The sequence below is a fragment of the Sphingobacterium suaedae genome, from assembly GCF_042684625.1.
Classification (GTDB): Bacteria; Bacteroidota; Bacteroidia; order Sphingobacteriales; family Sphingobacteriaceae; genus Sphingobacterium; species Sphingobacterium suaedae.
On sequence record NZ_JBHULR010000003.1, the window covers coordinates 870,660 to 892,785 of the forward strand.

The window sequence follows — 22,126 nt, forward strand, 5'->3', positions numbered from 1 at the left end:
TAATAAAACTAAATATAAATATTCACTATTTATATTTCATAATTCACAACAAATTATTTACATTATTTCACACTTTGTGACATTTATTTTATGCAGACATCTATTTATTCGAACACGTACGCATTGAACTTTACCCAATGTTATGCCAATGGTCATCTGAAATACAGTGAACTTAGTAACCTTCTTCAACTGACCGCTTCTAATCATGCTGAACTGTTGGGATTTGGTTATCGTGAAATGAGTAAAAATTTCCAGTCGTGGGTGCTTAGCCGTGTACGCATTGAAATCGAAAGACTTCCTCGATTTTTGGAAGAAATTACGGTACAGACATGGGTACAAGATTTTTTTGGAAACCGTTCAATACGAAACTTCGACGTATATGCGGAAGACAAAAAAATAATCGGGGCGTCAAGTTTTTGGGCCGTATTCAATATTAAGGACCGTAAATCCGAGAATCTTGCCATTTCAATCGATCCTCGTGTAATATTGTCAGAAAAAACGGCAACAAAAGAGCCGTTCCGTCGTATCGACATCCACCATCCTTTAGAATCCACATTCACTTATACCCCGAAGCTTTCCGATTTGGACATTGTGAACCACGTCAATAACGTAAAATATACCGATTGGTGCTTGGATGCACTGCCTCCCGAGATTGTATTAAAAGAACATTTTAAGGCGATAGATATCAATTATCTGAAGGAATTAAAACTAGGACAGACCGTAGCATTGCAATACCAACAATCCGACACTGAAATTAGTTTCGCTATTTCCCGGGATAACAGGCCGATTTTTCTTATGCACGTTACCAAATAGAAAACGATACAAGAGTATACGGCATGTTTGAAATGATAATCCACCGGGATGTCAGTTAGTGCGATCAAGAACGCCCTTGACGGTGTTACGAAAGCAGACTGGTGGTCGATATAAAATAAAAAAAGCCATTACTATCCCAGCAAAAAGGGGGTAATGGCGATTTTCTTTTTCCGACTATTCGCTTATGCAGAGAATGCGCGATCTCCTTTTTTGTATGGATAGTTGCCGTCGTATTTTCCGGGGATCTTCACAAAGCGTAGCGCTTTGGTCATACCTACTTCCGAGGTAAAAAAACCAGTAAGCGTCAATTGCTTTAGCATATGGAAGAAATTGTTTGGTAGGTATTCCGCCTCTTCCTCGTTTTTACCTTGTTCCTTTGCCTTCGCTAAGATTTCTCCTTGTTTAGTTCCCCGATCTTTCTGAAAAGCCTCCGCTTCCTTATCATATTTATTCACAAACTGTAGCTGCTCTTCTTTAGTTAACTCTTGGAATTTTTTTCCGAATTCTTTCTTAGCTCGATCATCTACATTTGCTAAACCTTCCAGAAACGCCTTTTGGTCGGTCTCATTATAACAATCGCGGATCATGACCGGTATAAATTCTCCAACCCCAGCTTCTTTTGCACCCGGTGTTGATGTCTTGGGTAATATCGCCTCCGCAAGGTCACCCAAAAGATTTACAGTATCTTTTTCAAATAACGCCGCCACGTCTTTCGAGGCCGGTCTGGTACAACCCTCTAAAAAGAGATTTGCACCGATTACCGAGCCTCCGATCAACATCGCAACGCGTTGAATTGCCTCTCTTCTATTCATTGTTCAAAATCGTTTAATTAAATAGTATAATTTATATCCCAACCTTGACGGTACTGCCGTTTAACAAACTGGTTTACAATATCAAAGTTTGTTACTTTCATTTGCTCATTGTCCCAGAGCAATTTTAAATTTCGTCCTGGATAATTTCCATCAATACGGAGATCAGCTCCACGTATAGCTAAGTTTGCCATTAAAAGCGCCTCGGTCAAAGGACCCGAGATCTCAAACGGAGCACTGACCTCTTTCTTTCCATATCCAGCAATCGCAGCTTCTACCCATTGCGCGTAGTGGCCGCCAGCTTTGCCAGGAACACGCGCATACTTCTGTGTTACCGTTTCTTTACGTGACGTAGGCAATAGGCGAGCATTATCTCCATAAGTATCTGCCAAGATTTTACCTTTTGTTCCTATGAGAAGAATACCATTTCCACCATCTCCAAAAATTTCATTTGGTCCTAATTCGTCAGGACGAGTAGGTTGAATACCGCCGTCCATCCAATGCAGCGTAACCGGTCCTTGTGTTTTTGGCGTCTTGGGGAACGTCATCGTCACATGGCTTGATGGTGGGCAGCTCTCGGGGTAATATGCACGCTTAAATTCATCTGCATATACCGTTCCTACCGTGGCCTGTACATCCTGAATATATTTCAAGCCCAGTGTGCTAAATGGTACTTCGAGCAAGTGACACCCCATATCTCCCAATGCACCGGTCCCATAATCCCACCAACCACGCCAGTTAAAAGGCACCAGTTTTTCAATATAGTCTTTTTGAGGGGCTGTTCCTAACCAAAGATCCCAATCTAACTCTTTAGGGACTTGTGCCGTTTGCGTGGGCCAAGGTATGCCAGATGGCCATACGGGACGATCCGTCCAACAATAGACCGTGTGCACATCGCCAATCAGACCCGCTTCAAACCACTCTTTGATTTCGCGCGGACCATCGTTTGATGCTCCCTGATTTCCCATCTGTGTTACCACCTTGTACTTTTTTGCGGCATCTGTAAGTACACGTGCCTCCCAAACATCATGTGTTAAAGGTTTTTGCACATATACATGCTTACCGAGTTGCATAGCAGCAAGCGACTGAATAGCGTGGTTATGATCCGGTGTGGAAATAGACACAGCGTCGATGTGCTTATGTTCTTTATCCAACATCTCACGATAGTCCTTGTAATACTTAGCTTTTGGAAATGCTTTGACAGAGTTGGCAGCACGACGGTCGTCCACATCGCATAAAAAAGCGATTTCTGCTTTTCCACTGTTATAAAATGATGCAATATCACTTTGACCTTTACCTCCTACACCGATGCCAGCGATCATCAATTTGTCGCTAGGTGCCGTAAAACCTGCACCTCCCAGCACATGACGCGGAACAATCATAAAACCAGCAGCAGCTAACGCTGCGCTTTTGATAAAATCTCTACGTGAATTATTCGTTTCCTTCATAGTTAGCTATTATACGTTTACGTTGATTTCTTAAAGATTTCCCTTTTTAAGTTCACTGACAGCAAAATCGACTGCACGAGCTGTCAGTGCCATGTAAGTCAGTGACGGATTCACACAAGCTGCTGATGCCATTGCCGCACCATCGGTTACGAATACATTCGTCGCATCCCAAACCTGATTGTGTTTATTGAGTACCGAATTTTTAGGATCCGTTCCCATGCGCGCTGTACCCATCTCGTGGATTCCCATACCAAAAGCATATTCATTATCGTATGTGTATACATCCTTTACCCCGATTTTTTCCAGCATCTCTTTCATTTCTTCTTGCATGTCTGAACGCATCTTCCGCTCATTGTCCTTGATCTCCATATCCATGGCTAAAACCGGTAGTCCCCATTTATCTTTCTTGTCTTTGTCTAGATAGATTCTATTTTCATGATACGGTAGTATCTCTCCAAAAGCCGTAAAACCGACATTCCAATCGCCCGGTTCCAGCATCGCATCTTTCCAAGCACCACCTACACTCATTTCAGCCACTTCTCCAGACCAACGGCCACGTCCGGCCGCCCCCTGATAACCGAATCCGCGAACATAGTCACGTTTTTTCGTATCGCCCTCGACGTTGACAAAACGCGGCACATACAATCCCGTAGGTCGACGTCCAAAAATATATTTATCTTGATATCCTTCGATTCGTCCTCCGGCACCACAACGGAAATGGTGGTCCATCGCATTATGACCAAGTTCTCCGGAGCTACTTCCCAATCCACCTTCCCAAACATCCGTCGCAGAATTCATCAATACCCATGTCGAATTGAAAGCCGACGCACAAACAAAAATAACCTTTGCAAAAAACTCATATGTTTTGTTAGTTTCAGCATCGACGATCTCCACACCTTTTGCTTTTTTCGTATCCTTGTCGTAAATAATCTTGGTAACAATGGAGAACGGGCGCAACGTCAAGTTTCCAGTTGCCATCGCCGGAGGTAACGTGGAGGATTGTGTGCTAAAATATGCTCCGAAGTTGCAACCTAACCAACATTGATTCTGATATTGACAATTGATACGACCGGTATGAGGTTTGGTAATATTCGCCGTACGTCCCATGATGAAATGACGCTGACCGCCATATTCTTTTTTCAATCGTTCCGCTAGATCTTTTTCCACGACATTGAAGTCCATCGGTGGCATAAATTCACCGTCGGGGAGGACAGCAAGTCCATCGCGATTGCCGGAGATACCCGCCCATTTTTCGGCATAACTGTACCAAGGTGCGATATCGGCATAACGTATTGGCCAATCGGTGCCATGGCCATCTTTCGCATTTGCACCGAAATCCAGATCCGAAAAGCGGTAACTTTGGCGTCCCCACATTAATGAGCGACCTCCAACATGGTATCCACGGTACCAATCGAAGCGCTTTACTTCTGTATATGGGCTTTCCTTTTCATTTACCCAAAAATCTAAGTTTTTCTCATTCAACGGGTAGTCTCGTTTTAAAACCGGATAATCGGCTTCCATTTGTTTGGTACGTCCTCCTCTATGCGGATACTCCCACGTGTTCTTATTTGCGTGGTAATCTTTTACGTGCTCGACATTTCTACCGCGCTCCAACATAATGGTCTTCAACCCTTTCTCCGTTAATTCTTTCGCTGCCCAACCCCCACTTATTCCGGATCCAATGACAATCGCGTCATAAACATTATCTGCCATATCTCTTCAATTTAGTTTTATTATTTTTATACAGTTTTACTCTCTATTTTCTCGTTTTTAAATAAGATCATGAAAATGATCAAGACTACAAATGCAATGCCCGCCGGCACGATCCATGTCTGTTGCCAAAATCCCGCTACATCGGTTGCTTTAATCCCCTGATATTTTTCCCCTATAAAACCGGCGACCCAGAATCCGATAAGCTGTCCTATACCATATGTTGCTAATGTAATCAGCCCTTGCGCAGCACTTTTATATTTTAAGCCAGCTTTTGCATCGGTATAAATTTGTCCGGACACGAAAAAGAAATCGTAACAAATACCGTGAAGAGCAATACCAATAATAAGCATGAAGGACAGATCGCCAGCGTTACCATACGCGAACATAAGATACCGAACTACCCAAGCCAACATACCGATCATAATGGTTTTCTTAAAACCGAAGCGAACAAAGAGTATGGGCAGCAATAACAAGAACACAGCTTCTGATACTTGTCCAATAGCCATTTTTCCAGTCGCGTTTGTCAGTCCTATTTCTAGCAAAAATGGGTTTGCATTTTGATAATAAAATGCCAACGGGATACAGATTAATATCGATGAGATGAAGAATACCAAGTAGTTTTTGTCTTTTAAAAGAGTGATCGCATCCAGTCCGACCATCGAAGCAAAAGAAGGCTTTTCTCCATCAGCCACCTTGACCGGAGGGGTTTTAGGTAAAACAAAGGAAAACAATCCTAAAACAAGCGATGCTACAGACGCCATCAAAAACGTGTTTTTTAGCGCGCCATCTGCCGCCCCATCTGAGGAGTCCCATCCCAATAAACTGATCGTGAAACCTGCAACAATCCATCCAATAGTTCCGAATACCCGTATACTGGAAAACTGTTTCTCCGGATTTGTTAGTTGCCTAAACGAAACAGAATTGACTAAGGATAATGTCGGCATGTACAAAATCATGTAGGTTAACACGTACGGATAAAACACGGCAACGTCAACGGCCTTATACATCTGAAACATCAGAAACGCACCGGCCAAATGCAAAATCCCCAAGATGCGTTCAGCGTTAAAATACCTGTCCGCAATCATGCCAATAATAAACGGAGCAATAATAGCACCGAGCGATTGTGTCGAAAATACATTAGAAATCTCGAATTGCGACGCGTTTAGATTTTTAATCAAAAAGCTACCTAGCGTTACGAACCATGCTCCCCAAATAAAAAATTCGAGAAACATCATAAAAGAAAGTTTAAATCTTATTGATGTTGACATCTGATGATAGGTTTATAGTATAAATATATTACTTCTCCGTAAATAACAAAAATAATTTCGTGCTAAATTCATTTAGCTTAAAAGCTATCCACTTCCCGGTAAGCCGCGATTAGCGCCTTCTCTCCTTCTAATCCCGACTTAGACATACCGTGCTCCATACCGACTACCCCGGTATAACCTTTTTGTTTTAACCACTTAAACACGTTTTTGTAATTGACCTCTCCAGTCGTAGGTTCTTTCCGTCCAGGGTTATCACCAACTTGTACATAAGCGATTTCACTCCAACACAGATCCATCAGATTAATTAGATTTCCTTCATTTTTTTGTTGATGGTACGCATCGTATAATATCTTACAAGATGGGCTGCCAACTGCTTTACATATTTCGTAGGTTTGATCTGTGTAACGCAAAAATAAATCCGGTGTATCGCTTAAGGGTTCCAAAACCATGGTGATGCCATGAGGTTCAAATACCTCTGCACCGCGTTTGAGGGCCTCAATAACGTTTGCCGTTTGGACGCCAATAGGCAAATTTCGTTGGTAATCACCCGGCACGACGGTAACCCATTTGGCATTTACACGTTTAGCGACTTCGACAGAGTCGCTACAGCCTTTCAAGAAGATGTCTACATGTTCCTTTTTCCCAGCGGCCAGGGTATTTGCTCCGTTTCCACCCTTAGGCACAACGAACACTCCCATGCGCATTCCCAGTTTAGCCAACGTTTCTCCAATTTTCGATTGTTCTTCTACCGATCGTCCCGTCATCCCGTTATCTTCAATACTGCGAAATCCTAGATCATGCATGTACTTAATTTCATCCACAAAGTTTTTTCCTGCGGTCGCGGAAAACATCCCTTGGTGTGGAGCATAATCCAATTGAAAGGTACCTCCATTCGTTTTTTGTTTTTCTTCAGCCATCGTTTCATTCCCCAAAAGAACTGTCCCACTTAACAGGGCAGCCCCGCTTTTTATAAAATCTGATCGTTTCATTTTTAAATATGGTTAGTTTTTAATGTATATAGAAAATCCTTTGGAAAATAGCTCCTTAAAGGTCTCTCCATCTTTATAAATAATATAAACTTCAATATTTTTCAGCCGGTCTGCAAGGCGTACTCCTTCTTGCGGAGACAGTGCCATAAACACATTGTCGTAGGCATCTGCGTCCATCGCGGTACGAGCAAGCACGGTTACACTAGCGACACTATTTTGTAACGGATAACCGTCAAAAGGATTGATATGATGGTGTATTTTTCGCCCTTCAAAATCAAATGCCCTTCGGTAGTTACCCGAGGTCGTGACCGCTTTATCGGTCAATTGAAGCATAAAAGTAGAGCGTTCCGCTCCGATTGGCCGTTCGATAGCTACTTCGAAAGGTTGATGCCCTTCTTTATAACCTTTGGTTCGTATCTCTCCGCCTAATTCCACGATATAGTCTGTTACGCCCCGATCCTCCAAAAAGTCGGCTAAAACATCAACAGAATAACCTTGGGCAATCCCGTTAAGATCGATACTGACCCGTGGGTCTGTTTTCCAAAGCTTACCTTTACGCAGTTTCAATTTTTTCATACCGACAAAGGTCAGCACGCTGTCAATCTGTTCGGCAGTAGGTGCTTTTCCTATACGTTCAGGACCAAATCCCCACAATCCAACGAGCGGTTTCACCGTGATATCGAATAAGCCGTCTGATTCGCGGTAGACCGCAATAGAACGATGCACGACATTTTTCATATGGGGGTCCATCATAAATCCTTCGTCTGCTGTCGAGGAATTGAACTGTGTAATGCGTGAGGTCTGCTTGTATAGTGACATCGATTCGTCGATGGATCGTAAAATACTGTCAATTTCGTATTTCTCAACGACCTCTTTTGGAGCAAAGTAGCTCATACGATAGGTTGTTCCTTGGGCGAGACCGTCAATAACAAATTTAGGTTGTTGTGCAAATGCACAACAACCTAAATTTACAAATATCCATATGAATATGCCGCGCACCAAGGTTAAATATAGAACTCCGTATTTTTCCCGGGAATTGCCGCGAGGTAATCTCCATTTTGATCAGGTACGATTTTCGGTTTTGCATCCCAGGTATAAACACTTGGAGACAGATCCACTTCCGAAGTCAGCGCTTTATCCCACTTGATCACCTTGCCCGTATAGCATGCTAGGCGACCGATGATGCCCGTTAATGTGCTGTACGCGCCATACTCCGCATTTTCGAATTTGTATTCGTTGTTTGCAATCGCCTCGAATAATTCTTTATGCTCTTGTTGATAGGCATTTGGATTCCCTTTGGGATCATGTCGGTAAATTTCGTTTCCCTTGGCATCCCAAAGTACAGCTTGATTACCAGCAGATAAATATACCCGACCTTTCGTTGCCTGAAACGTTTCGTCTACGCGGTTAGAGATACCTTCGAAATGGCGACATTGGCTGTAAACGACAGAGCCGTCGTCATATGTTAACTCCACGGCAAAATTATCATAAATCTCTCCATATTCCTTTCCTACGCGATGCGCACGGCTTCCTGTCCCTTGAATGGAGACTGGATATTTACCTTTTACCCAGTTTGCAATATCTATATTATGAACGTGCTGTTCTACAATATGGTCTCCGCAGAGCCAATTAAAATAATACCAGTTACGCATCTGATATTCCATTTCGGTCTGCTCCGGTTTACGGGGCCGAACCCACACACCACCGCTATTCCAATATACCTGTCCTGAAGTAACGTCGCCTATGGCGCCGTCCTGGATACGTTTAATTGCCTCCCGGTAATTCGTTTGGTAACGACGCTGCAAACCAACCACGACATTCAACTTTTTTTTCTTAGCTTCTGCTGCAGCTGCCAGCACCCTCCGTATACCGGGGATATCCACAGCGACAGGTTTTTCCATAAACACATGCTTTCCAGCTTTGACCGCTTCTTCGAAGTGAATGGGGCGGAACCCCGGAGGTGTCGTCAATAGGACCACGTCGGCATCCTTGATTGCAGACTTATAGGCGTCAAAACCAACATATTTACGGCTATCGGGCACATCGACCTTATCGCCGAACTTCTCCTTTATTGTTTTATAGGTCGACTCCAAATTGTCCTGAAATGCATCGGCCATGGCGACCAATTTAATATTCTGGCCAGAAGCAAATGCATCGAAGGCGGCCCCGGTTCCCCGTCCACCGCAGCCGATCAGTGCGATCTTGATTACATCGCTGCCGGCAGCGAAAACTCCGGACACTGGCGCACTGGCCAGCGCAGCAGCTCCTGCAAGTGCAGATCCTGCTTTAATAAATTCTCTTCGTTTAAAATTATCCATCGGTTTTTAGGTATTATAATGTTATGATTAAAAATCTTTGATAGGTGCCTTGTCGTAGTAGGCCATGATTTCTTCATGTGAAGGAGCGTTAACCGGACGTACCAAACGCATACCTACAAACGGAGCCTCGGGGAACCACCAGTTCGACTTCGGGATCTGGGGATCCAATTGCTTCCAGAAGGGATCTGAAGCCATGCGTGCTGCAGAACGTAGATCTTCGGCTTTGCTTTCAAACGATCCACCGCGTACGCTATGCGGATAAAGCGTCGTTGGCACCGCAACGGGATTCTCGGCTACTTTACCTGCAAACTGCGCATAAAAATCTGCATGATATTGGTCAAACGTCCATTCGGCGACATTGCCGATCATGTCATACAGTCCCCAGGCATTCGGTTTTTTCTTCCCTACAGCACCGGTCTGACCGTCACTATTATCCGCGAACCAGGCATGCGCATCTAGCTGGGACACGTCGTCTCCAAAATAGTAAGCCGAGCTCGAGCCCGCCCGACAGGCGTACTCCCATTCGGCTTCTGTAGGCAAACGGTAAAAAACACCCGTACGCACATACAGCCATTTACAGAACTGGATCGCATTATAATGGGTCATCGCTAGAGCGGGATGCCCTTCTTTACCCATTCCAAAAGTCATGTCTAAATAAGGTTTCGTAGGCCGTGTTACGGCATCTACTTCTGGCTTCACCGTACCTTCGGTAGATTGCGTGATCTCCAAGTCTTTATATAGGAACGGTTCGTAGAGATTCCACGTCACTTCATATGTCCCCATCCAGAAAGGATCGATTTTCACTTTATGTACAGGTTTCTCATCCGCCTTCGCAGACTGCTCACTACCCATCATAAACTCTCCTCCGGGGATAGCTTCCATCGAAAATTCCAAGGCCGTACCTTCTAATTTTTGAACATAACGTTCATGTTTACTCTGCGCTTGAGAAAGGAGGTTAGCTGTTATATAGGCAAAAACAAGTGCACCTTTCTTTACAAAATTTGTAGTCATTAATCTAGATTTTTATAAATCGGTATTAAATATAGAAATTATATTGTAAAAAATACACTAAGCACTTAAAACAACAATCAAGTTACAAAAGTGCCATAATCAACCGATAGGCAAACCAGGTTGAAAATAAGCCGATTAGGATGCTCAACCCAATTATAGAATTACCAAGTTTAGTATTTAAACGAAACTCCTGGAGTAACAGGCTTGTTGCCACTAGACTGGGCATGGACATCTCGAAATTCGCTATTTGCGCAACTTCTCCTCTAAATTGCAATAAATTACAGATTATAATCAAGATAGCCGGTCCGAGTATTAGTTTATAAGCCAGAGACCAAGCAATGACGGTCAGTTCAGATCGGTAAAATACAAAGGAGAGTTGTATACCAATAGAAAAGAGTGCTAATGGCGAAACTGTCGACGCCAGTTGCGCGAAAAAAGGTTGAAATGTCGTTAGATCGAGAAAACGGGAAAGTATTAAAGCGAGCATACAGCCGATCAGTGGCGGGAACCGGATCACCCTTTTAAGTAGATATGTCACCGGAATTTTATCTCTACCTGCCATTCCGCCTTTGATGGCGATAACTGTTCCTACAGAAGACAAAAGAAAAAAAGTCATCTGATCGCTAATGATCGCCCATTTAATTTGTTCATTGCCGAAATAAGAAGCAACTAATGGAAAACCGACAAACGAAGTATTAGCAAACCCGCATACTAGCATCAGCGTATGGGTTGTTCTTATGGATAAGCCTAACCAACGCCCCAAATACTTCACAAAAAAAATGGATCCCGCTAGAATAAATATTGGTGTAACAAGACACAATAGGAGCTGATTATCCCAATGCAATTCGGGTAAGTACCGAAAAGAGGTAGCAGGTAACCCTACGTAAATGATCCAGGAATTGATAGCCTTGAACCCGTCAGGTTTGACGACCCCCCATCTTCTTAGGAGATATCCCGCGAAAAGGCAAAATACAATAATCAAAAAATTTGACATCAGTGTATATCAACATAAAAAGAAAAATGGACCACATGTAAAATTACGCACATTACACTACTCCCTTTCCTAAAATTTAATAACTTTGCGGCCAAATTTATGCATTATTCGATAGCAACGTTGAAAAAAAACACATTTATATTTCTCCTTATCTTACTTGGATTTTACCATGCTCAGGCACAAATCGATTCATCCGCGCAGCCGGTGAAAATTAAAAACCCACTCGTTATTGAACTTGAGGTTGAGAACGGGGGAATCTTAGCATCCAAACAGATAAAACAAACGACTTTCCAGAGTGCTTATTACAATGGGGTCAACTTAAAAGTGGGCTGGAGGATCCAAAAATCCGATGATCAGTATTTCACGTTGTATAACAACCCTGTTTATGGAGTTGGTTTCTACAGCAGCACATTTAATACCGATATTATTGGCAGCCCATATGCTATGTATGGTTTTGTGCAATCTCCTTTCGGCAATTTAAACAACAGACGCTGGGGGTTTGATTATCGAATAGGTTTAGGAATCTCAGGCAATTTCAACCCATATAATGAAGAAACTAACCCATTAAATCTAGTTATCGGTGCGAAAAACAATGTTTTTATTGACTTTGGAATACGCACGCAATATAAGTTTAATGTGCATTGGCGTGCCGGTCTCGGACTTGCTTTTCATCACTTCTCCAATGGAGCACTTAAATTGCCCAATAAGGGCGTCAATTTGATTCCTGTGACTGCATCGATAACCTATCAACCTAATGGGCAAACCGTATTACCGGACCGTTCCGTTATAAAACCGTACAATGACAATATTTTATACCACATCAATTATGGTATTGGATGGAAACAGCTGGAGCGAGATCGCGACCGTCGTTTTCTAAAAACGACTATCAGTGCATACGCCAGTAAACACGTGTCACATAAATGGCGGGTCGGCGGTGGCTTCGATTTATTTTATTCTTCTTCCGGGAATAATGATGAAATCGCAGGAGAGGACAGCGGAAAGTTAAGTGCCAAGCTTTCTGGTGGCCCATCCTTCTACCTGGTACATGTATTAAATCAAGATTTAGTCTTAAACGGTAACATAGGTTATTATCTGCACAAGCAGTACTTCAATGGGGAGATCGAACGCATTTTTTTACGTGCAGGAGCACGTTACTATGTATATAAAGATTTCAATGCAGGAATATCGATCAAAGCGCACAAAGGAAAGGCGGATTTTATTGAGTGGACAGTAGGTTATACGTTTAACCGAAAGTAGCCGCAAAGTAATTCTATCTTTCGGCTGCCACATCTCCCTTTATGCAGGTAAATATAACGAGAGAAGGAGCAATGAGCTCCTTCTTTCGTTATGACAATTTTACATCACGAGTTTCCTAATGCTTTTCGCTAAATTACGATCGACTGTTATATAGCCGGGATAGAAGATGTTACTGTTTCCAATCTTAATCGAAGGTTTAATTTTAAGTACGAGGAACCCTTCTCCTTCTCGAGTAAATATATCATTTAATACCTTGTCCAGCCCCTTTTCTTTTGCTGTTCCGAAAATATTCGCTTTAAATGTTAATGGTACAACAGCACTCTCTCCCGTATTCAGACGTAGATTTTGGTTAACAGTACCTTCAAACAAGGGTTTCCCATCAATTTCGATCAGATACTTGAAGGAGTTAATCGCGGTCTTAGTTGTTGTTGGATTACTAACTTTCATATTCACCTGCGCCTCTAGCGGCAAATCCTTCCGCAACATCGCCACTGCTATTCCCGGCAACGACGATAAATTAACGCCATCAGCACCAGTATAGCTATTGAGATCCCTTCCTGCTAAGCGTACATCTTGCAGGGATTCCACGGTGTAATCGCATTTTGCAAGCGCCTCAACTTGATTTTTGTTTATCGCACATCCTCCTAAGAGCAACACGATTAGCATGGTACAAACCGCGCCTATTTTCATTCTATCCATATGCATATATATTATTTCTTTTTTCCTCCAAAACTATAGGTAACACCTAATGTAAATACCGCATTTCCGGCTTTCAGGTATGTATTGTCTACCACATTGAAGTTAAAACCATTGGTATATTGTATCTGAAATCCGTTATTGAGCTGTAAACGTGTAAAAAACAGTGGTTCAATAAACAACGCCTCTTCCATTGGACTCGGCGAATCGTTAATTGTAAAATCCTTCATCGCAACCCGACTTGCGCGAATAGCAGTCCCGTAATTCAAATCCCGTTTCTTACCAAACAAATGCAATTTCTGTCTCTTGGTAGAAGAATAATTTATCTGCAAAAAAATTTTATCGAAGTCCATTATCCGAGTTTCTATAGGCTCCATCCCAGTTGTAGAAGCACGTCTCTCGACTTCAGTGGACGATCCGATACCATATCCTGCATATATCTCTAACACTTGCCGTTTCTCTTTGCCAATTTTCGTAAAATAGCCCACGGCTCCTTCCAAAAGATGTTGCTTAAACAATTCATTACTACGTTCCCCACCCCGATCAATATAGGATCCGTTCGCAACGATGGCTATATGTCGACCAACGGCTACTCCTGCATTTCCGCTCATATTACCTTTCACATTCACGTGAGCGGCCACATAAGCTTCTCCTTGTTCTCGAAACATAGGTGTAGCTGGCACATTAGGCATATAAATAGAACTACAAGAGGTTAGAAATAAGGCCAGAATAGATCCGGCAAAGTGTGTTCGTCTAATTTGCATATGAGTCGTTCTCTGCCTTACGTAATAATTATTGTGCCAAAATCGACAAAGAATAAACTTTCCGGGTTTCATGGAGACCCAGTAACAACATTTAATCATAGAGTTTTAATAACGGAGTATTAAATCTGACGTCCAAAACCCACGCCCCCTTGAAAACGACATCAATCATACACAGAAACATCCCTAAAAAGAAAAGCTAGATTTCTCTAGCTCTATATGATAGCGGCCTTTTCCAGTTCAATTTCCATCTCCTGCTGTAATTTCACAGCTTCTTCCCGCGCACGCTCTGCGAAATCTCGTCCATTTGACGCGTAGATAATTCCGCGCGTACTATTTACCAGAAGTCCACAAGACGCATTCATGCCGTAACGACAAACATCCGCTAAGGAGCCTCCCTGAGCCCCCACCCCCGGTACCAGTAGGAAATGATCAGGAGCGTACTTCCGGACGTTAAGGAAGCCTTCACCACGTGTTGCACCGACCACAAACATTGTATTTTCAGTGCTGCCCCATGAAGACACCTTCTCTAATACATATTCAAATAACTGTACGCCGTCTCGATTTGTAAAATTTTGGAAGTCCAAGCCTCCTACGTTTGACGTTAACGCCAGAACGATCGCCCACTTTCCTTCTTGTTGTAAAAAAGGTGTAACCGAGTCATTTCCCATATAGGGAGCTATCGTAAGTGCGTCAAATCCCAATCCTGAAACACTTTCATCAAAAAAGGCCTTCGCATACATATCCGATGTATTTCCGATATCGCCTCTTTTGGCATCGGCTATCGATAAACAACTTTTGGGGATCGCCGCCCAGGTCTTTTGTAACGATTGCCACCCTTTAACACCATAACATTCATAAAAAGCAATATTGGGCTTATACGCCACACACAAGTCTTCCGTGGCTTCAATAATTGCCTTATTGAAAGAAAAAATAGGATCTTCATCGTCTAGCAGGTGTGGTGGGATTTTATTAATGTCGGTATCTAATCCAACACAAAGAAAACTTCTTTTAGCCTTTATTTGACGAAGCAATTCCGCTTTGGTCATATTATTTATTAATTAGTTCAGTTATGAAATCGATCACTTCTTTTCTAGAGTAGTCTGCCATACCCTCATGACGGGCTGCTAGCTTTCCATCTTTATCTAAAATAACAGTTGAGGGTATGGACTGTCCCAGCCAAGTATTCGGAATCTCACTTTTCGGATAAAAGATCGGCAGGTTCATCCCCTCTTCCATCATAAACGCGCGCGCTTTTTGCTGTTCGCCTTCAATCTCTACCAATAAGAACTCTATTTGTGTGTTTCCCTCGAGGGCATCTTTCAACCGTTGAATGGAGGGCATTTCCGCTTTACATGGGGGACACCATGTTGCCCAAAAGTTGATAAACACGACTTTCCCCTTCAAATCAGATACGTTAACGATATCGCCGCGATCGTCCTTAAATGACATGCGACGACTTTCAATAACGTCGCTGGCAGAAACCTCGGCTGGAGATTGTTCAAAACGTTCCAAATTAGGCTTGAACAAGCCCAATTTCATCAACCCTTGTTGTACCCAAGCTCTTCCTGACGGCAGGATAAGGAAAATGATGACGGCAAAAAATGCCACATTACTCACGACCTTTCCTATTTTTTTCTTATCCATAATGCAATTCGTTTACGAGTCAAACTTCTCCAATTGCTTCAGGAGCGTAGCGAAGTCCTTTGGATAAGGAGCGTCAAAGGCATATTCCTTACCATCTATTGAAAAACGGACCGAATGTGCATGTAACGCAAACCTTTTCATGATCGGGAGCTCTTCTTGGTCTTTCGACATCGTAAATCCTCGTTTTTTGATCTGAGACAGGTAGACAGGTTTTCCTCTGTACATACTGTCTCCTACAATTGCCGCGTGCTGGGTAGCCAAGTGTATGCGTATTTGGTGCATTCTTCCTGTAATAGGCTTGCAGTTCACTAACGTAAAGTGCTTAAAGTACCGAATAGAATTAAAAATGGTTTCAGCCGCTTTTCCATTAGCACGATCGATGGATACATTTTTATTTCCTTGGTTTAAAATAGGCAGATCCACCAGCAAATTGTCGAATGTATGCGTGCCACCAATGATTGCATGATAATTTTTATCCACGCGTCTCCGTTCAAATTCGATCGAGACCAAACGATACGTCTCCGGGTTCTTAGCAATTAACAAAATTCCTGACGTATCTTTATCTAATCGATGGCAAACTTGTGCATCGGCATGGTATTTCTTTGCAAGCCGAAGAATATTGATCTCTCCGCCCGTACGATCGTCTAAGGACGCAACAAAAGGAGGCTTATTGATAACAATTAGGTTGTCGTCTTCAAAAATGATTAAATCCTGAAATTTTGGAAATTTAAATAAACGATTTTCGTTTTCCTGCATAGCCGCAAAATTACAAAATAAACGCGAGAAAGTTAAGCAATTCAGATTTACGGATAAGCTCCGGCGAGATTCTATCTTGTCTTTCAACCCTAGTTACCTAAGTTTTTAGTAGTTTTGCGTTATCAAAACATGAAACATGTCAGTAAATAAAATTATCAAACGAGTGACCACGAATACGATCCATTCCATGAAGCAGAATGGCGAAAAGATCAGTATGTTAACAGCTTATGATTTTTCAACAGCGCGCGCATTGGATCAAGCGGGTATCGATATTTTATTGGTTGGAGATTCTGCTGCAAATGTGTTCGCTGGCTATGAAACGACGCTACCGATCACCTTGGATCATATGATTTATCATGCGAGTGCAGTGGCGCGGGGTACACAACGCGCGTTGGTGCTCGTCGATCTGCCGTTCGGAGAATACCAAGGCACCCCTGAAGACGCGTTTAAATCTGCCGTCCGTATGATGAAAGAGTCGGGCGCACATGCATTAAAACTGGAAGGAGGCGTTGAAATTCTGGAAAATATCAAAAAAATTGTAGATGCGGGTATCCCAGTTTGTGGGCATTTGGGCCTTACACCACAGTCTATCAATAAATTTGGCACCTTCGGTGTTCGGGCGCAGGAAGAAGCGGAAGCTGAAAAACTTAAATCGGATGCATTGGCTTTACAAAATATTGGATGTTTTGCAATCGTATTAGAAAAGATTCCAGCTATACTCGCAAAAGAAGTGACGGAATCCTTATCTATCCCGACGATCGGAATAGGGGCCGGCAATGGTTGTGATGGCCAAGTTCTTGTTGTAAACGATATGTTGGGCTTCACGAAAGATTTTAAGCCTAAGTTCCTACGACGTTACATGAATATGTATGATGGAATTGTCGAAGCAGCTGCGCAGTATGCTGCGGATGTAAAATCTGGAAATTATCCGAACGAATCGGAACAATACTAATATAATGAAGATCCTGTTGATCGTTACGTTAATAGGCGTACTCCTTTATTTGTTATCACGGAGGTTCTTCATGAGCCGCGAACCAACGGGTTTAATAAAACCTGAAAGAATTCATCAGTTCGTTTTGTTGGACACCTCTCCCCAATTAATTGCCAACATTACGCGCAGCACGCTTTGGACCGTCGGCATTGGGATAGTGCTCTTCCTCATCGTTCTTATTTTAGGAATGAAAATAAAAATCCTATGGATCGCTCTTCCGCTATGTCTATATCTTATTGGACAACTTTTTGTCTACACAAATCATATTCGCGCCACAAAAGATCAACGCGTATACTTTGATACAAACACCTACGATGTGCTGATTGATTACGTCAAAGGTCCACCCCTTTCATTTAACCTGCAACGGGATGTCATTCGTGTCTCAGAAGTAAGGTCTGTGCAGAAAAATCGCGACACAATCTTTGGTTATTATCGTATTCACACGTCCAGGGGGATTGTAGTCCTTCCCTATATATTGGAGCAGTCGGAAAGGGTGTGGAACCAACACTTTTTTGAATACCTGAATACGAATTATAAAATCGAAATAGAGTCAAAGCTCTTTCCGATTATTTAGCAAAAAAGGCGACATACTTATGTATATCGCCTTTTTTTACTAACGTCAGGGCGTTTTTTATTCATTTATTGCTCTCCAGATCAAATCTTTTAGTTGCTGGATATTTTTCCCTGAGACCGACGAAATGAATACCGCCTGAATTCCTGACGGAAGGGTATCTTTCATCTCAGCCTCCAGCTCCTCATCCAACATGTCGGATTTGGTTATGGCTAATAACCGGGGTTTATCAATTAACTCCGGATTATATGCGGTCAATTCGTTCAACAAAATTTCATATTCTTCCTGTATACTCCGGTCGGTATCTGCTGGTATCATAAACAGCAATACCGCATTTCGCTCGATATGTCGAAGAAAACGATGGCCTAACCCCTTGCCCTGCGACGCCCCTTCGATAATGCCTGGAATATCAGCCATCACAAAAGACTTACTGTCGCGATAACTAACAATACCTAGGTTAGGTACGAGCGTCGTAAACGGATAATTTGCAATTTCAGGCTTCGCTGCGGAAACAATGGAAAGCAAGGTGGACTTACCTGCATTCGGAAATCCGACTAAACCCACATCGGCTAACACTTTGAGTTCGAGCACGACCCACTGTTCTTTCCCTGGCAGCCCCGGTTGTGAAAAGCGAGGTGTCTGTTGCGTAGACGACTTAAAATGCCAATTTCCTAATCCACCTTTTCCCCCAGGCGTCAAGATTTTTGTTTCGCCATCCTCCGTAATATCAAAAAGGATTTCGCCCGTTTCAGCATCCTTTGCGATTGTTCCAAGCGGGACCTCCAAAATTTCATCTTGACCATTTGCGCCACTTCGCAACGCACTACCTCCCGCTTCGCCATTAGCTGCAATTATATGCTTTCTATATTTCAAATGCAGCAGCGTCCAGTGTTGGCTAGAACCTTTTAGAACAATATGTCCCCCTCGACCGCCGTCACCACCGTCTGGACCTCCTTTGGCTGTAAATTTATCTCGGTGCAAATGCGCCGAACCAGCTCCGCCATGTCCCGAACGGCAGCATACCTTCACATAATCAACAAAATTTGAACCCTGGGCCATACGAGATATTAAAGTTCGTTTATTTTATTAATAACGATCGATTATTGCCGTCAACGCGTTGAAAATCGTATCAATATCACCAATACCATTTACTTTGGACAGCTTACCCTGTTCTTCATAATAAGGTAATACGTGAATAGTCTTGCTAAAATATTCTTCGATGCGTTTTTTCAGTTTATCAGCAGCATCATCCGCGCGGCCAGAAATTTCCTGACGTTTAGCGATCCGCTGCGTCAATTCCTCTTCCGTTACATCTAACGCTACAACCCCTGAAATTTTTTCATTAATCGATGCCAAGAACTTATCTAAAGCTTCCGCTTGTGCTACAGTACGTGGAAACCCATCGAAAATAAAACCCTTTGCTTGTGGATTTTTCCGAATTTCTTCCTCCAGCATCGCTATCGTGGTCGAATCAGGAACTAAATTTCCTTCTGCGATAAGCTGGCTTACCTGCTTACCAAGCGCAGTTTGATCCTTGATATGTGCGCGAAAGATATCTCCGGTGGAAATATGAACCAATTGGTATTTTTCGATTAATTTCTCAGATTGAGTACCTTTACCAGCACCTGGAGGACCGAATAAGACAAGGTTTAGCATAAATTGTAGTATTGTTTTTATTCTGTGTTCGAAAAAAAAGCCTAATCCGATAGAGAATTAGGCTTCGTGTAATTAAGTGCGCTCAAAGGGAGTCGAACCCCTAACCTTCTGATCCGTAGTCAGATGCTCTATCCAATTAAGCTATGAGCGCGGCAACCATCACATCTTGACAAATCCGCCCGTTCTGTTTTGGTGATGCAAATATAGGCAAATCGATCTGTTATGCAAACTTTTTTTCAACTTTCTACCGCCATAGAACCTAACCACCTCCACCTCAAGGTTTTTCTTACGCCTTGTCGGTACAGTTTCTTTTACAACACTAGAGGTCGCCGAATGTGTCCATTACGCAACGGTAAACCATGATTTTCACAAGACAGAATACATGAACATATATACATTAAAATTGGACCATAAAATAACTGTGATTCTGTATTTAGAGTAGAAAAAAGTGCGCTCAAAGGGAGTCGAACCCCTAACCTTCTGATCCGTAGTCAGATGCTCTATCCAATTAAGCTATGAGCGCAGACTTTAATAAGTTGTCAACAGGATACCTATTGATTTTGGTGTTGCAAATATCGATACTTTTTCTTTCTTTCCAAATTATTTTTCAAAAAAACACCTTCCAAATAGCGGTATGGTATATATATTGTTGATTAAAAAATATTTACATTTAGAATAAATTTCACACACATGGCCGAACGCTTCATAAAAAGCAATAAAATCCGGATTGGAGACATAAGTATCTCTTATCACACGAAGAAAGCAAAAACAGAATCGACAAAAACAATTATCTTCTTACATGGTTTCCCGTTCAACAAAAATATGTGGCGGGAACAATTGGAAAATTTGGCAGATGATGTAGAGGGTATTGCGCTGGATATCCGCGGGCACGGGAACAGCACAAGCGGACATGGCTTTTTTTCTATCGATGTATTCGCAAAGGATCTTCGAGTTTTTATGGAAAAATTAGAAATCGAACAAGCGGTTCTGTGCGGAATATCCATGGGTGGTTATATCGCACTTCGTGCGTACCAGATTTTTCCAGATAAGATAAGTGGACTAATATTGGCAGATACTCATAGCAAAGCCGACAGTAATGCCGCGAAACAAAAACGTTTTGATAGTATCCAAGCTGTTTTAAATCATGGACGACGACCTTTTGCCATTGGCTTTGTGGAAAATATATTTGCAAGCCAAAGCATAGAAGAACGTCCGGAGGCAGTCGAACTTATCAAAAGCAGCATTCGCAGAAATAGTGTCAACACCATTTGTGCGACGTTGCTCGGTATGGCATCACGTACGGATACGACGGATGTGCTTCCAACCGTAGCGGTACCCACCCTTTTGATACGCGGCACGGCCGACAAAATTACAGCACTTCAAGACATGGTGGATATGCACCACGCATTGCCTTCAGCAAGTTTTATTGAATTGGAAAACTGCGGGCATCTTCCTAATTTAGAAAATCCAGAACACTTTAATAAACTTATTAACGATTTTGTAGCGAGAATTTAAACGCCCTCTATCTCTTTCAATGCTTCCTGAGCCAAAGCATAGCCCATATCGATAAGTTCACTAGATCGATGAAAGTCCCAAATCCCCGCCGAATTATGTGGAACTGTGACAATATAATCTGGTTGATATTGAGACAGCATGAGCGTACTTAAGCGTCTGCGCATAGCGTAATACGATTCCTGAAGTAAAGCCACCGGATTTAATTTCGGGATATGTCCATTATCTTTTAGGGGAATGCCATCTAAATTGACAGCAATTACGATATTCTCCTTGTTTACGACATGATTTACAGGGACCGGATTAAGTACACCTCCGTCGACCAAAAAACGATCATCCACTGATACGCCGGTAAATACACCGGGGATCGCAATGGAAGCACGGATGGCTGAATAAATACTTCCCGTCCGAAATAAAACTTCTTCCTCTCGCCTCAAATCCGTAGCAACTGCAGTATACAATGTGGATAGATCTTCAATCAGGACATCGTCAAACACCTCTTGAAGCGTATTTAACACACGTGTACCTTTAAATAGACCATAACGGGGATTCGAAAAATCCATCAATTTAAATACCTGTGCTTTTGTGAGCTTACACATCCAGCTTCCAAGTTCAGTTAATTTATCACAGGCATAAGCTGCACCAACAAGTGCACCTATAGAACATCCGACCACCTCCTCTATTTCCATCCCCAACTCTTCCACACGTTGAACCACCCCAATTTGGGTAATACCACGGGCTCCCCCACTACCCAAGACTAGTGATACTTTTCTGCGGGTGTCTGCTATTTTCATGGAGTAAACATACTTAAATTGCCTCTAAAATACAATGTTACAAAGCTCACAAACGTATAGATACATTTCCTTATCTATGAAATTGTCAAATTAATGTCGATTTCAAAAGTACATATTGAATT

General features: G+C 42.5%; 22 protein-coding genes and 2 tRNA genes. 5 read left to right on the forward strand and 19 right to left on the reverse strand.

What is annotated here, in order from left to right:
- Positions 1-90 precede the first annotated feature (90 nt).
- Positions 91-813, forward strand: a complete 723-nt coding sequence (locus tag ACFSR5_RS07200) for an acyl-[acyl-carrier-protein] thioesterase (RefSeq protein ID WP_380902173.1) — start codon at positions 91-93, stop codon at positions 811-813.
- Positions 814-995: 182 nt separating this feature from the next.
- Here the strand turns inward: ACFSR5_RS07200 and ACFSR5_RS07205 are convergent, their stop codons facing one another.
- From ACFSR5_RS07205 to ACFSR5_RS07245, 9 genes are all read right to left on the reverse strand, one after another.
- The gene (locus tag ACFSR5_RS07205; protein WP_380902175.1) at positions 996-1,625 is read right to left on the reverse strand and encodes a gluconate 2-dehydrogenase subunit 3 family protein; all 630 of its coding nucleotides are present in this window, start codon (positions 1,623-1,625) and stop codon (positions 996-998) included.
- A gap of 17 nt (positions 1,626-1,642) precedes the next feature.
- A complete protein-coding gene (locus tag ACFSR5_RS07210; RefSeq protein WP_380902177.1) occupies positions 1,643-3,070 on the reverse strand; it encodes a Gfo/Idh/MocA family protein in 1,428 nt (475 codons plus the stop codon).
- Between the two features lie 30 nt (positions 3,071-3,100).
- Positions 3,101-4,783, reverse strand: a complete 1,683-nt coding sequence (locus tag ACFSR5_RS07215) for a GMC oxidoreductase (protein ID WP_380902179.1) — start codon at positions 4,781-4,783, stop codon at positions 3,101-3,103.
- Between the two features lie 26 nt (positions 4,784-4,809).
- Complete coding sequence (locus tag ACFSR5_RS07220; RefSeq protein WP_380902181.1) at positions 4,810-6,051, reverse strand: MFS transporter; 1,242 nt, start codon at positions 6,049-6,051, stop codon at positions 4,810-4,812.
- Positions 6,052-6,128: 77 nt separating this feature from the next.
- Positions 6,129-7,040, reverse strand: coding sequence for a hydroxypyruvate isomerase family protein (locus tag ACFSR5_RS07225; RefSeq protein ID WP_380902183.1), 912 nt, complete (start codon positions 7,038-7,040; stop codon positions 6,129-6,131).
- A 12-nt stretch (positions 7,041-7,052) separates the two neighbouring features.
- Positions 7,053-8,039 (reverse strand): FAD:protein FMN transferase, encoded by a 987-nt coding sequence (locus ACFSR5_RS07230; protein ID WP_380902185.1) that lies wholly within the window; start codon positions 8,037-8,039, stop codon positions 7,053-7,055.
- 5 nt (positions 8,040-8,044) lie between these two features.
- On the reverse strand, positions 8,045-9,358 hold the full coding sequence (locus ACFSR5_RS07235; RefSeq protein ID WP_380902187.1) for a Gfo/Idh/MocA family protein: 1,314 nt from the start codon (positions 9,356-9,358) through the stop codon (positions 8,045-8,047).
- 27 nt (positions 9,359-9,385) lie between these two features.
- Positions 9,386-10,369 carry a formylglycine-generating enzyme family protein gene (locus ACFSR5_RS07240; RefSeq protein WP_380902189.1) on the reverse strand — a complete coding sequence of 328 codons (984 nt, stop codon included), beginning with the start codon at positions 10,367-10,369 and terminating at the stop codon, positions 9,386-9,388.
- An 82-nt stretch (positions 10,370-10,451) separates the two neighbouring features.
- Complete coding sequence (locus tag ACFSR5_RS07245) at positions 10,452-11,363, reverse strand: AEC family transporter (RefSeq protein WP_380902191.1); 912 nt, start codon at positions 11,361-11,363, stop codon at positions 10,452-10,454.
- A gap of 99 nt (positions 11,364-11,462) precedes the next feature.
- Here ACFSR5_RS07245 and ACFSR5_RS07250 point away from each other — a divergent pair, with 99 nt between their 5' ends.
- Positions 11,463-12,620 carry an acyloxyacyl hydrolase gene (locus ACFSR5_RS07250; RefSeq protein ID WP_380902193.1) on the forward strand — a complete coding sequence of 386 codons (1,158 nt, stop codon included), beginning with the start codon at positions 11,463-11,465 and terminating at the stop codon, positions 12,618-12,620.
- Positions 12,621-12,719: 99 nt separating this feature from the next.
- Here ACFSR5_RS07250 and ACFSR5_RS07255 read toward each other — a convergent pair whose 3' ends face one another.
- From ACFSR5_RS07255 to ACFSR5_RS07275, 5 genes are all read right to left on the reverse strand, one after another.
- Positions 12,720-13,319, reverse strand: a complete 600-nt coding sequence (locus ACFSR5_RS07255) for a hypothetical protein (protein ID WP_380902195.1) — start codon at positions 13,317-13,319, stop codon at positions 12,720-12,722.
- Between the two features lie 11 nt (positions 13,320-13,330).
- Positions 13,331-14,080 (reverse strand): hypothetical protein, encoded by a 750-nt coding sequence (locus ACFSR5_RS07260; protein ID WP_380902197.1) that lies wholly within the window; start codon positions 14,078-14,080, stop codon positions 13,331-13,333.
- A 212-nt stretch (positions 14,081-14,292) separates the two neighbouring features.
- Positions 14,293-15,126, reverse strand: a complete 834-nt coding sequence (gene pyrF, locus ACFSR5_RS07265; protein WP_380902199.1) for an orotidine-5'-phosphate decarboxylase — start codon at positions 15,124-15,126, stop codon at positions 14,293-14,295.
- Position 15,127: 1 nt separating this feature from the next.
- Positions 15,128-15,724, reverse strand: coding sequence for a TlpA family protein disulfide reductase (locus ACFSR5_RS07270; protein WP_380902201.1), 597 nt, complete (start codon positions 15,722-15,724; stop codon positions 15,128-15,130).
- A 12-nt stretch (positions 15,725-15,736) separates the two neighbouring features.
- Positions 15,737-16,480 (reverse strand): RluA family pseudouridine synthase, encoded by a 744-nt coding sequence (locus ACFSR5_RS07275; RefSeq protein ID WP_380902203.1) that lies wholly within the window; start codon positions 16,478-16,480, stop codon positions 15,737-15,739.
- A gap of 136 nt (positions 16,481-16,616) precedes the next feature.
- On the opposite strand from ACFSR5_RS07275, the gene panB reads away from it, so the two are divergent.
- Positions 16,617-17,432: a 3-methyl-2-oxobutanoate hydroxymethyltransferase gene (gene panB, locus ACFSR5_RS07280; RefSeq protein WP_380902205.1), complete on the forward strand. Its 816-nt coding sequence runs from the start codon at positions 16,617-16,619 to the stop codon at positions 17,430-17,432.
- A 4-nt stretch (positions 17,433-17,436) separates the two neighbouring features.
- Positions 17,437-18,045, forward strand: a complete 609-nt coding sequence (locus ACFSR5_RS07285) for a hypothetical protein (protein ID WP_380902207.1) — start codon at positions 17,437-17,439, stop codon at positions 18,043-18,045.
- 57 nt (positions 18,046-18,102) lie between these two features.
- Here the strand turns inward: ACFSR5_RS07285 and obgE are convergent, their stop codons facing one another.
- From obgE to ACFSR5_RS07305, 4 genes are all read right to left on the reverse strand, one after another.
- Positions 18,103-19,101, reverse strand: coding sequence for a GTPase ObgE (obgE, locus tag ACFSR5_RS07290; RefSeq protein WP_380902209.1), 999 nt, complete (start codon positions 19,099-19,101; stop codon positions 18,103-18,105).
- A 27-nt stretch (positions 19,102-19,128) separates the two neighbouring features.
- Positions 19,129-19,698 carry an adenylate kinase gene (locus ACFSR5_RS07295; RefSeq protein ID WP_380902211.1) on the reverse strand — a complete coding sequence of 190 codons (570 nt, stop codon included), beginning with the start codon at positions 19,696-19,698 and terminating at the stop codon, positions 19,129-19,131.
- A gap of 77 nt (positions 19,699-19,775) precedes the next feature.
- Positions 19,776-19,849 (reverse strand) — tRNA-Arg (locus ACFSR5_RS07300).
- Positions 19,850-20,147: 298 nt separating this feature from the next.
- A tRNA-Arg gene (locus tag ACFSR5_RS07305) sits at positions 20,148-20,221 on the reverse strand.
- A 167-nt stretch (positions 20,222-20,388) separates the two neighbouring features.
- Here ACFSR5_RS07305 and ACFSR5_RS07310 point away from each other — a divergent pair.
- Positions 20,389-21,213 carry an alpha/beta fold hydrolase gene (locus ACFSR5_RS07310; RefSeq protein ID WP_380902212.1) on the forward strand — a complete coding sequence of 275 codons (825 nt, stop codon included), beginning with the start codon at positions 20,389-20,391 and terminating at the stop codon, positions 21,211-21,213.
- On the opposite strand, the gene ACFSR5_RS07315 is transcribed toward ACFSR5_RS07310, so the two are convergent.
- Entirely contained in the window at positions 21,210-22,004 is a 795-nt protein-coding gene (locus ACFSR5_RS07315) for a patatin-like phospholipase family protein (RefSeq protein ID WP_380902214.1), read from the reverse strand. The two genes, ACFSR5_RS07310 and ACFSR5_RS07315, sit on opposite strands and share 4 nt — an antisense overlap.
- Positions 22,005-22,126 lie beyond the last annotated feature (122 nt).

What these genes read in the sequence shown, in the direction of transcription:
- ACFSR5_RS07205 (WP_380902175.1), bottom strand. Translation starts at nt 1,625, where the DNA reads ATGAATAGAAGAGAGGCAATTCAACGCGTTGCGATGTTGATCGGAGGC.
- ACFSR5_RS07255 (WP_380902195.1), bottom strand. Translation starts at nt 13,319, where the DNA reads ATGGATAGAATGAAAATAGGCGCGGTTTGTACCATGCTAATCGTGTTG.
- ACFSR5_RS07295 (WP_380902211.1), bottom strand. Translation starts at nt 19,698, where the DNA reads ATGCTAAACCTTGTCTTATTCGGTCCTCCAGGTGCTGGTAAAGGTACT.
- ACFSR5_RS07260 (WP_380902197.1), bottom strand. Translation starts at nt 14,080, where the DNA reads ATGCAAATTAGACGAACACACTTTGCCGGATCTATTCTGGCCTTATTT.
- ACFSR5_RS07245 (WP_380902191.1), bottom strand. Translation starts at nt 11,363, where the DNA reads ATGTCAAATTTTTTGATTATTGTATTTTGCCTTTTCGCGGGATATCTC.
- ACFSR5_RS07225 (WP_380902183.1), bottom strand. Translation starts at nt 7,040, where the DNA reads ATGAAACGATCAGATTTTATAAAAAGCGGGGCTGCCCTGTTAAGTGGG.
- ACFSR5_RS07235 (WP_380902187.1), bottom strand. Translation starts at nt 9,358, where the DNA reads ATGGATAATTTTAAACGAAGAGAATTTATTAAAGCAGGATCTGCACTT.
- ACFSR5_RS07220 (WP_380902181.1), bottom strand. Translation starts at nt 6,051, where the DNA reads ATGTCAACATCAATAAGATTTAAACTTTCTTTTATGATGTTTCTCGAA.
- pyrF (WP_380902199.1), bottom strand. Translation starts at nt 15,126, where the DNA reads ATGACCAAAGCGGAATTGCTTCGTCAAATAAAGGCTAAAAGAAGTTTT.
- ACFSR5_RS07310 (WP_380902212.1), top strand. Translation starts at nt 20,389, where the DNA reads ATGGCCGAACGCTTCATAAAAAGCAATAAAATCCGGATTGGAGACATA.
- ACFSR5_RS07285 (WP_380902207.1), top strand. Translation starts at nt 17,437, where the DNA reads ATGAAGATCCTGTTGATCGTTACGTTAATAGGCGTACTCCTTTATTTG.
- panB (WP_380902205.1), top strand. Translation starts at nt 16,617, where the DNA reads ATGTCAGTAAATAAAATTATCAAACGAGTGACCACGAATACGATCCAT.
- ACFSR5_RS07270 (WP_380902201.1), bottom strand. Translation starts at nt 15,724, where the DNA reads ATGGATAAGAAAAAAATAGGAAAGGTCGTGAGTAATGTGGCATTTTTT.
- ACFSR5_RS07210 (WP_380902177.1), bottom strand. Translation starts at nt 3,070, where the DNA reads ATGAAGGAAACGAATAATTCACGTAGAGATTTTATCAAAAGCGCAGCG.
- ACFSR5_RS07200 (WP_380902173.1), top strand. Translation starts at nt 91, where the DNA reads ATGCAGACATCTATTTATTCGAACACGTACGCATTGAACTTTACCCAA.
- ACFSR5_RS07250 (WP_380902193.1), top strand. Translation starts at nt 11,463, where the DNA reads ATGCATTATTCGATAGCAACGTTGAAAAAAAACACATTTATATTTCTC.
- ACFSR5_RS07215 (WP_380902179.1), bottom strand. Translation starts at nt 4,783, where the DNA reads ATGGCAGATAATGTTTATGACGCGATTGTCATTGGATCCGGAATAAGT.
- ACFSR5_RS07240 (WP_380902189.1), bottom strand. Translation starts at nt 10,369, where the DNA reads ATGACTACAAATTTTGTAAAGAAAGGTGCACTTGTTTTTGCCTATATA.
- ACFSR5_RS07275 (WP_380902203.1), bottom strand. Translation starts at nt 16,480, where the DNA reads ATGCAGGAAAACGAAAATCGTTTATTTAAATTTCCAAAATTTCAGGAT.
- obgE (WP_380902209.1), bottom strand. Translation starts at nt 19,101, where the DNA reads ATGGCCCAGGGTTCAAATTTTGTTGATTATGTGAAGGTATGCTGCCGT.
- ACFSR5_RS07315 (WP_380902214.1), bottom strand. Translation starts at nt 22,004, where the DNA reads ATGAAAATAGCAGACACCCGCAGAAAAGTATCACTAGTCTTGGGTAGT.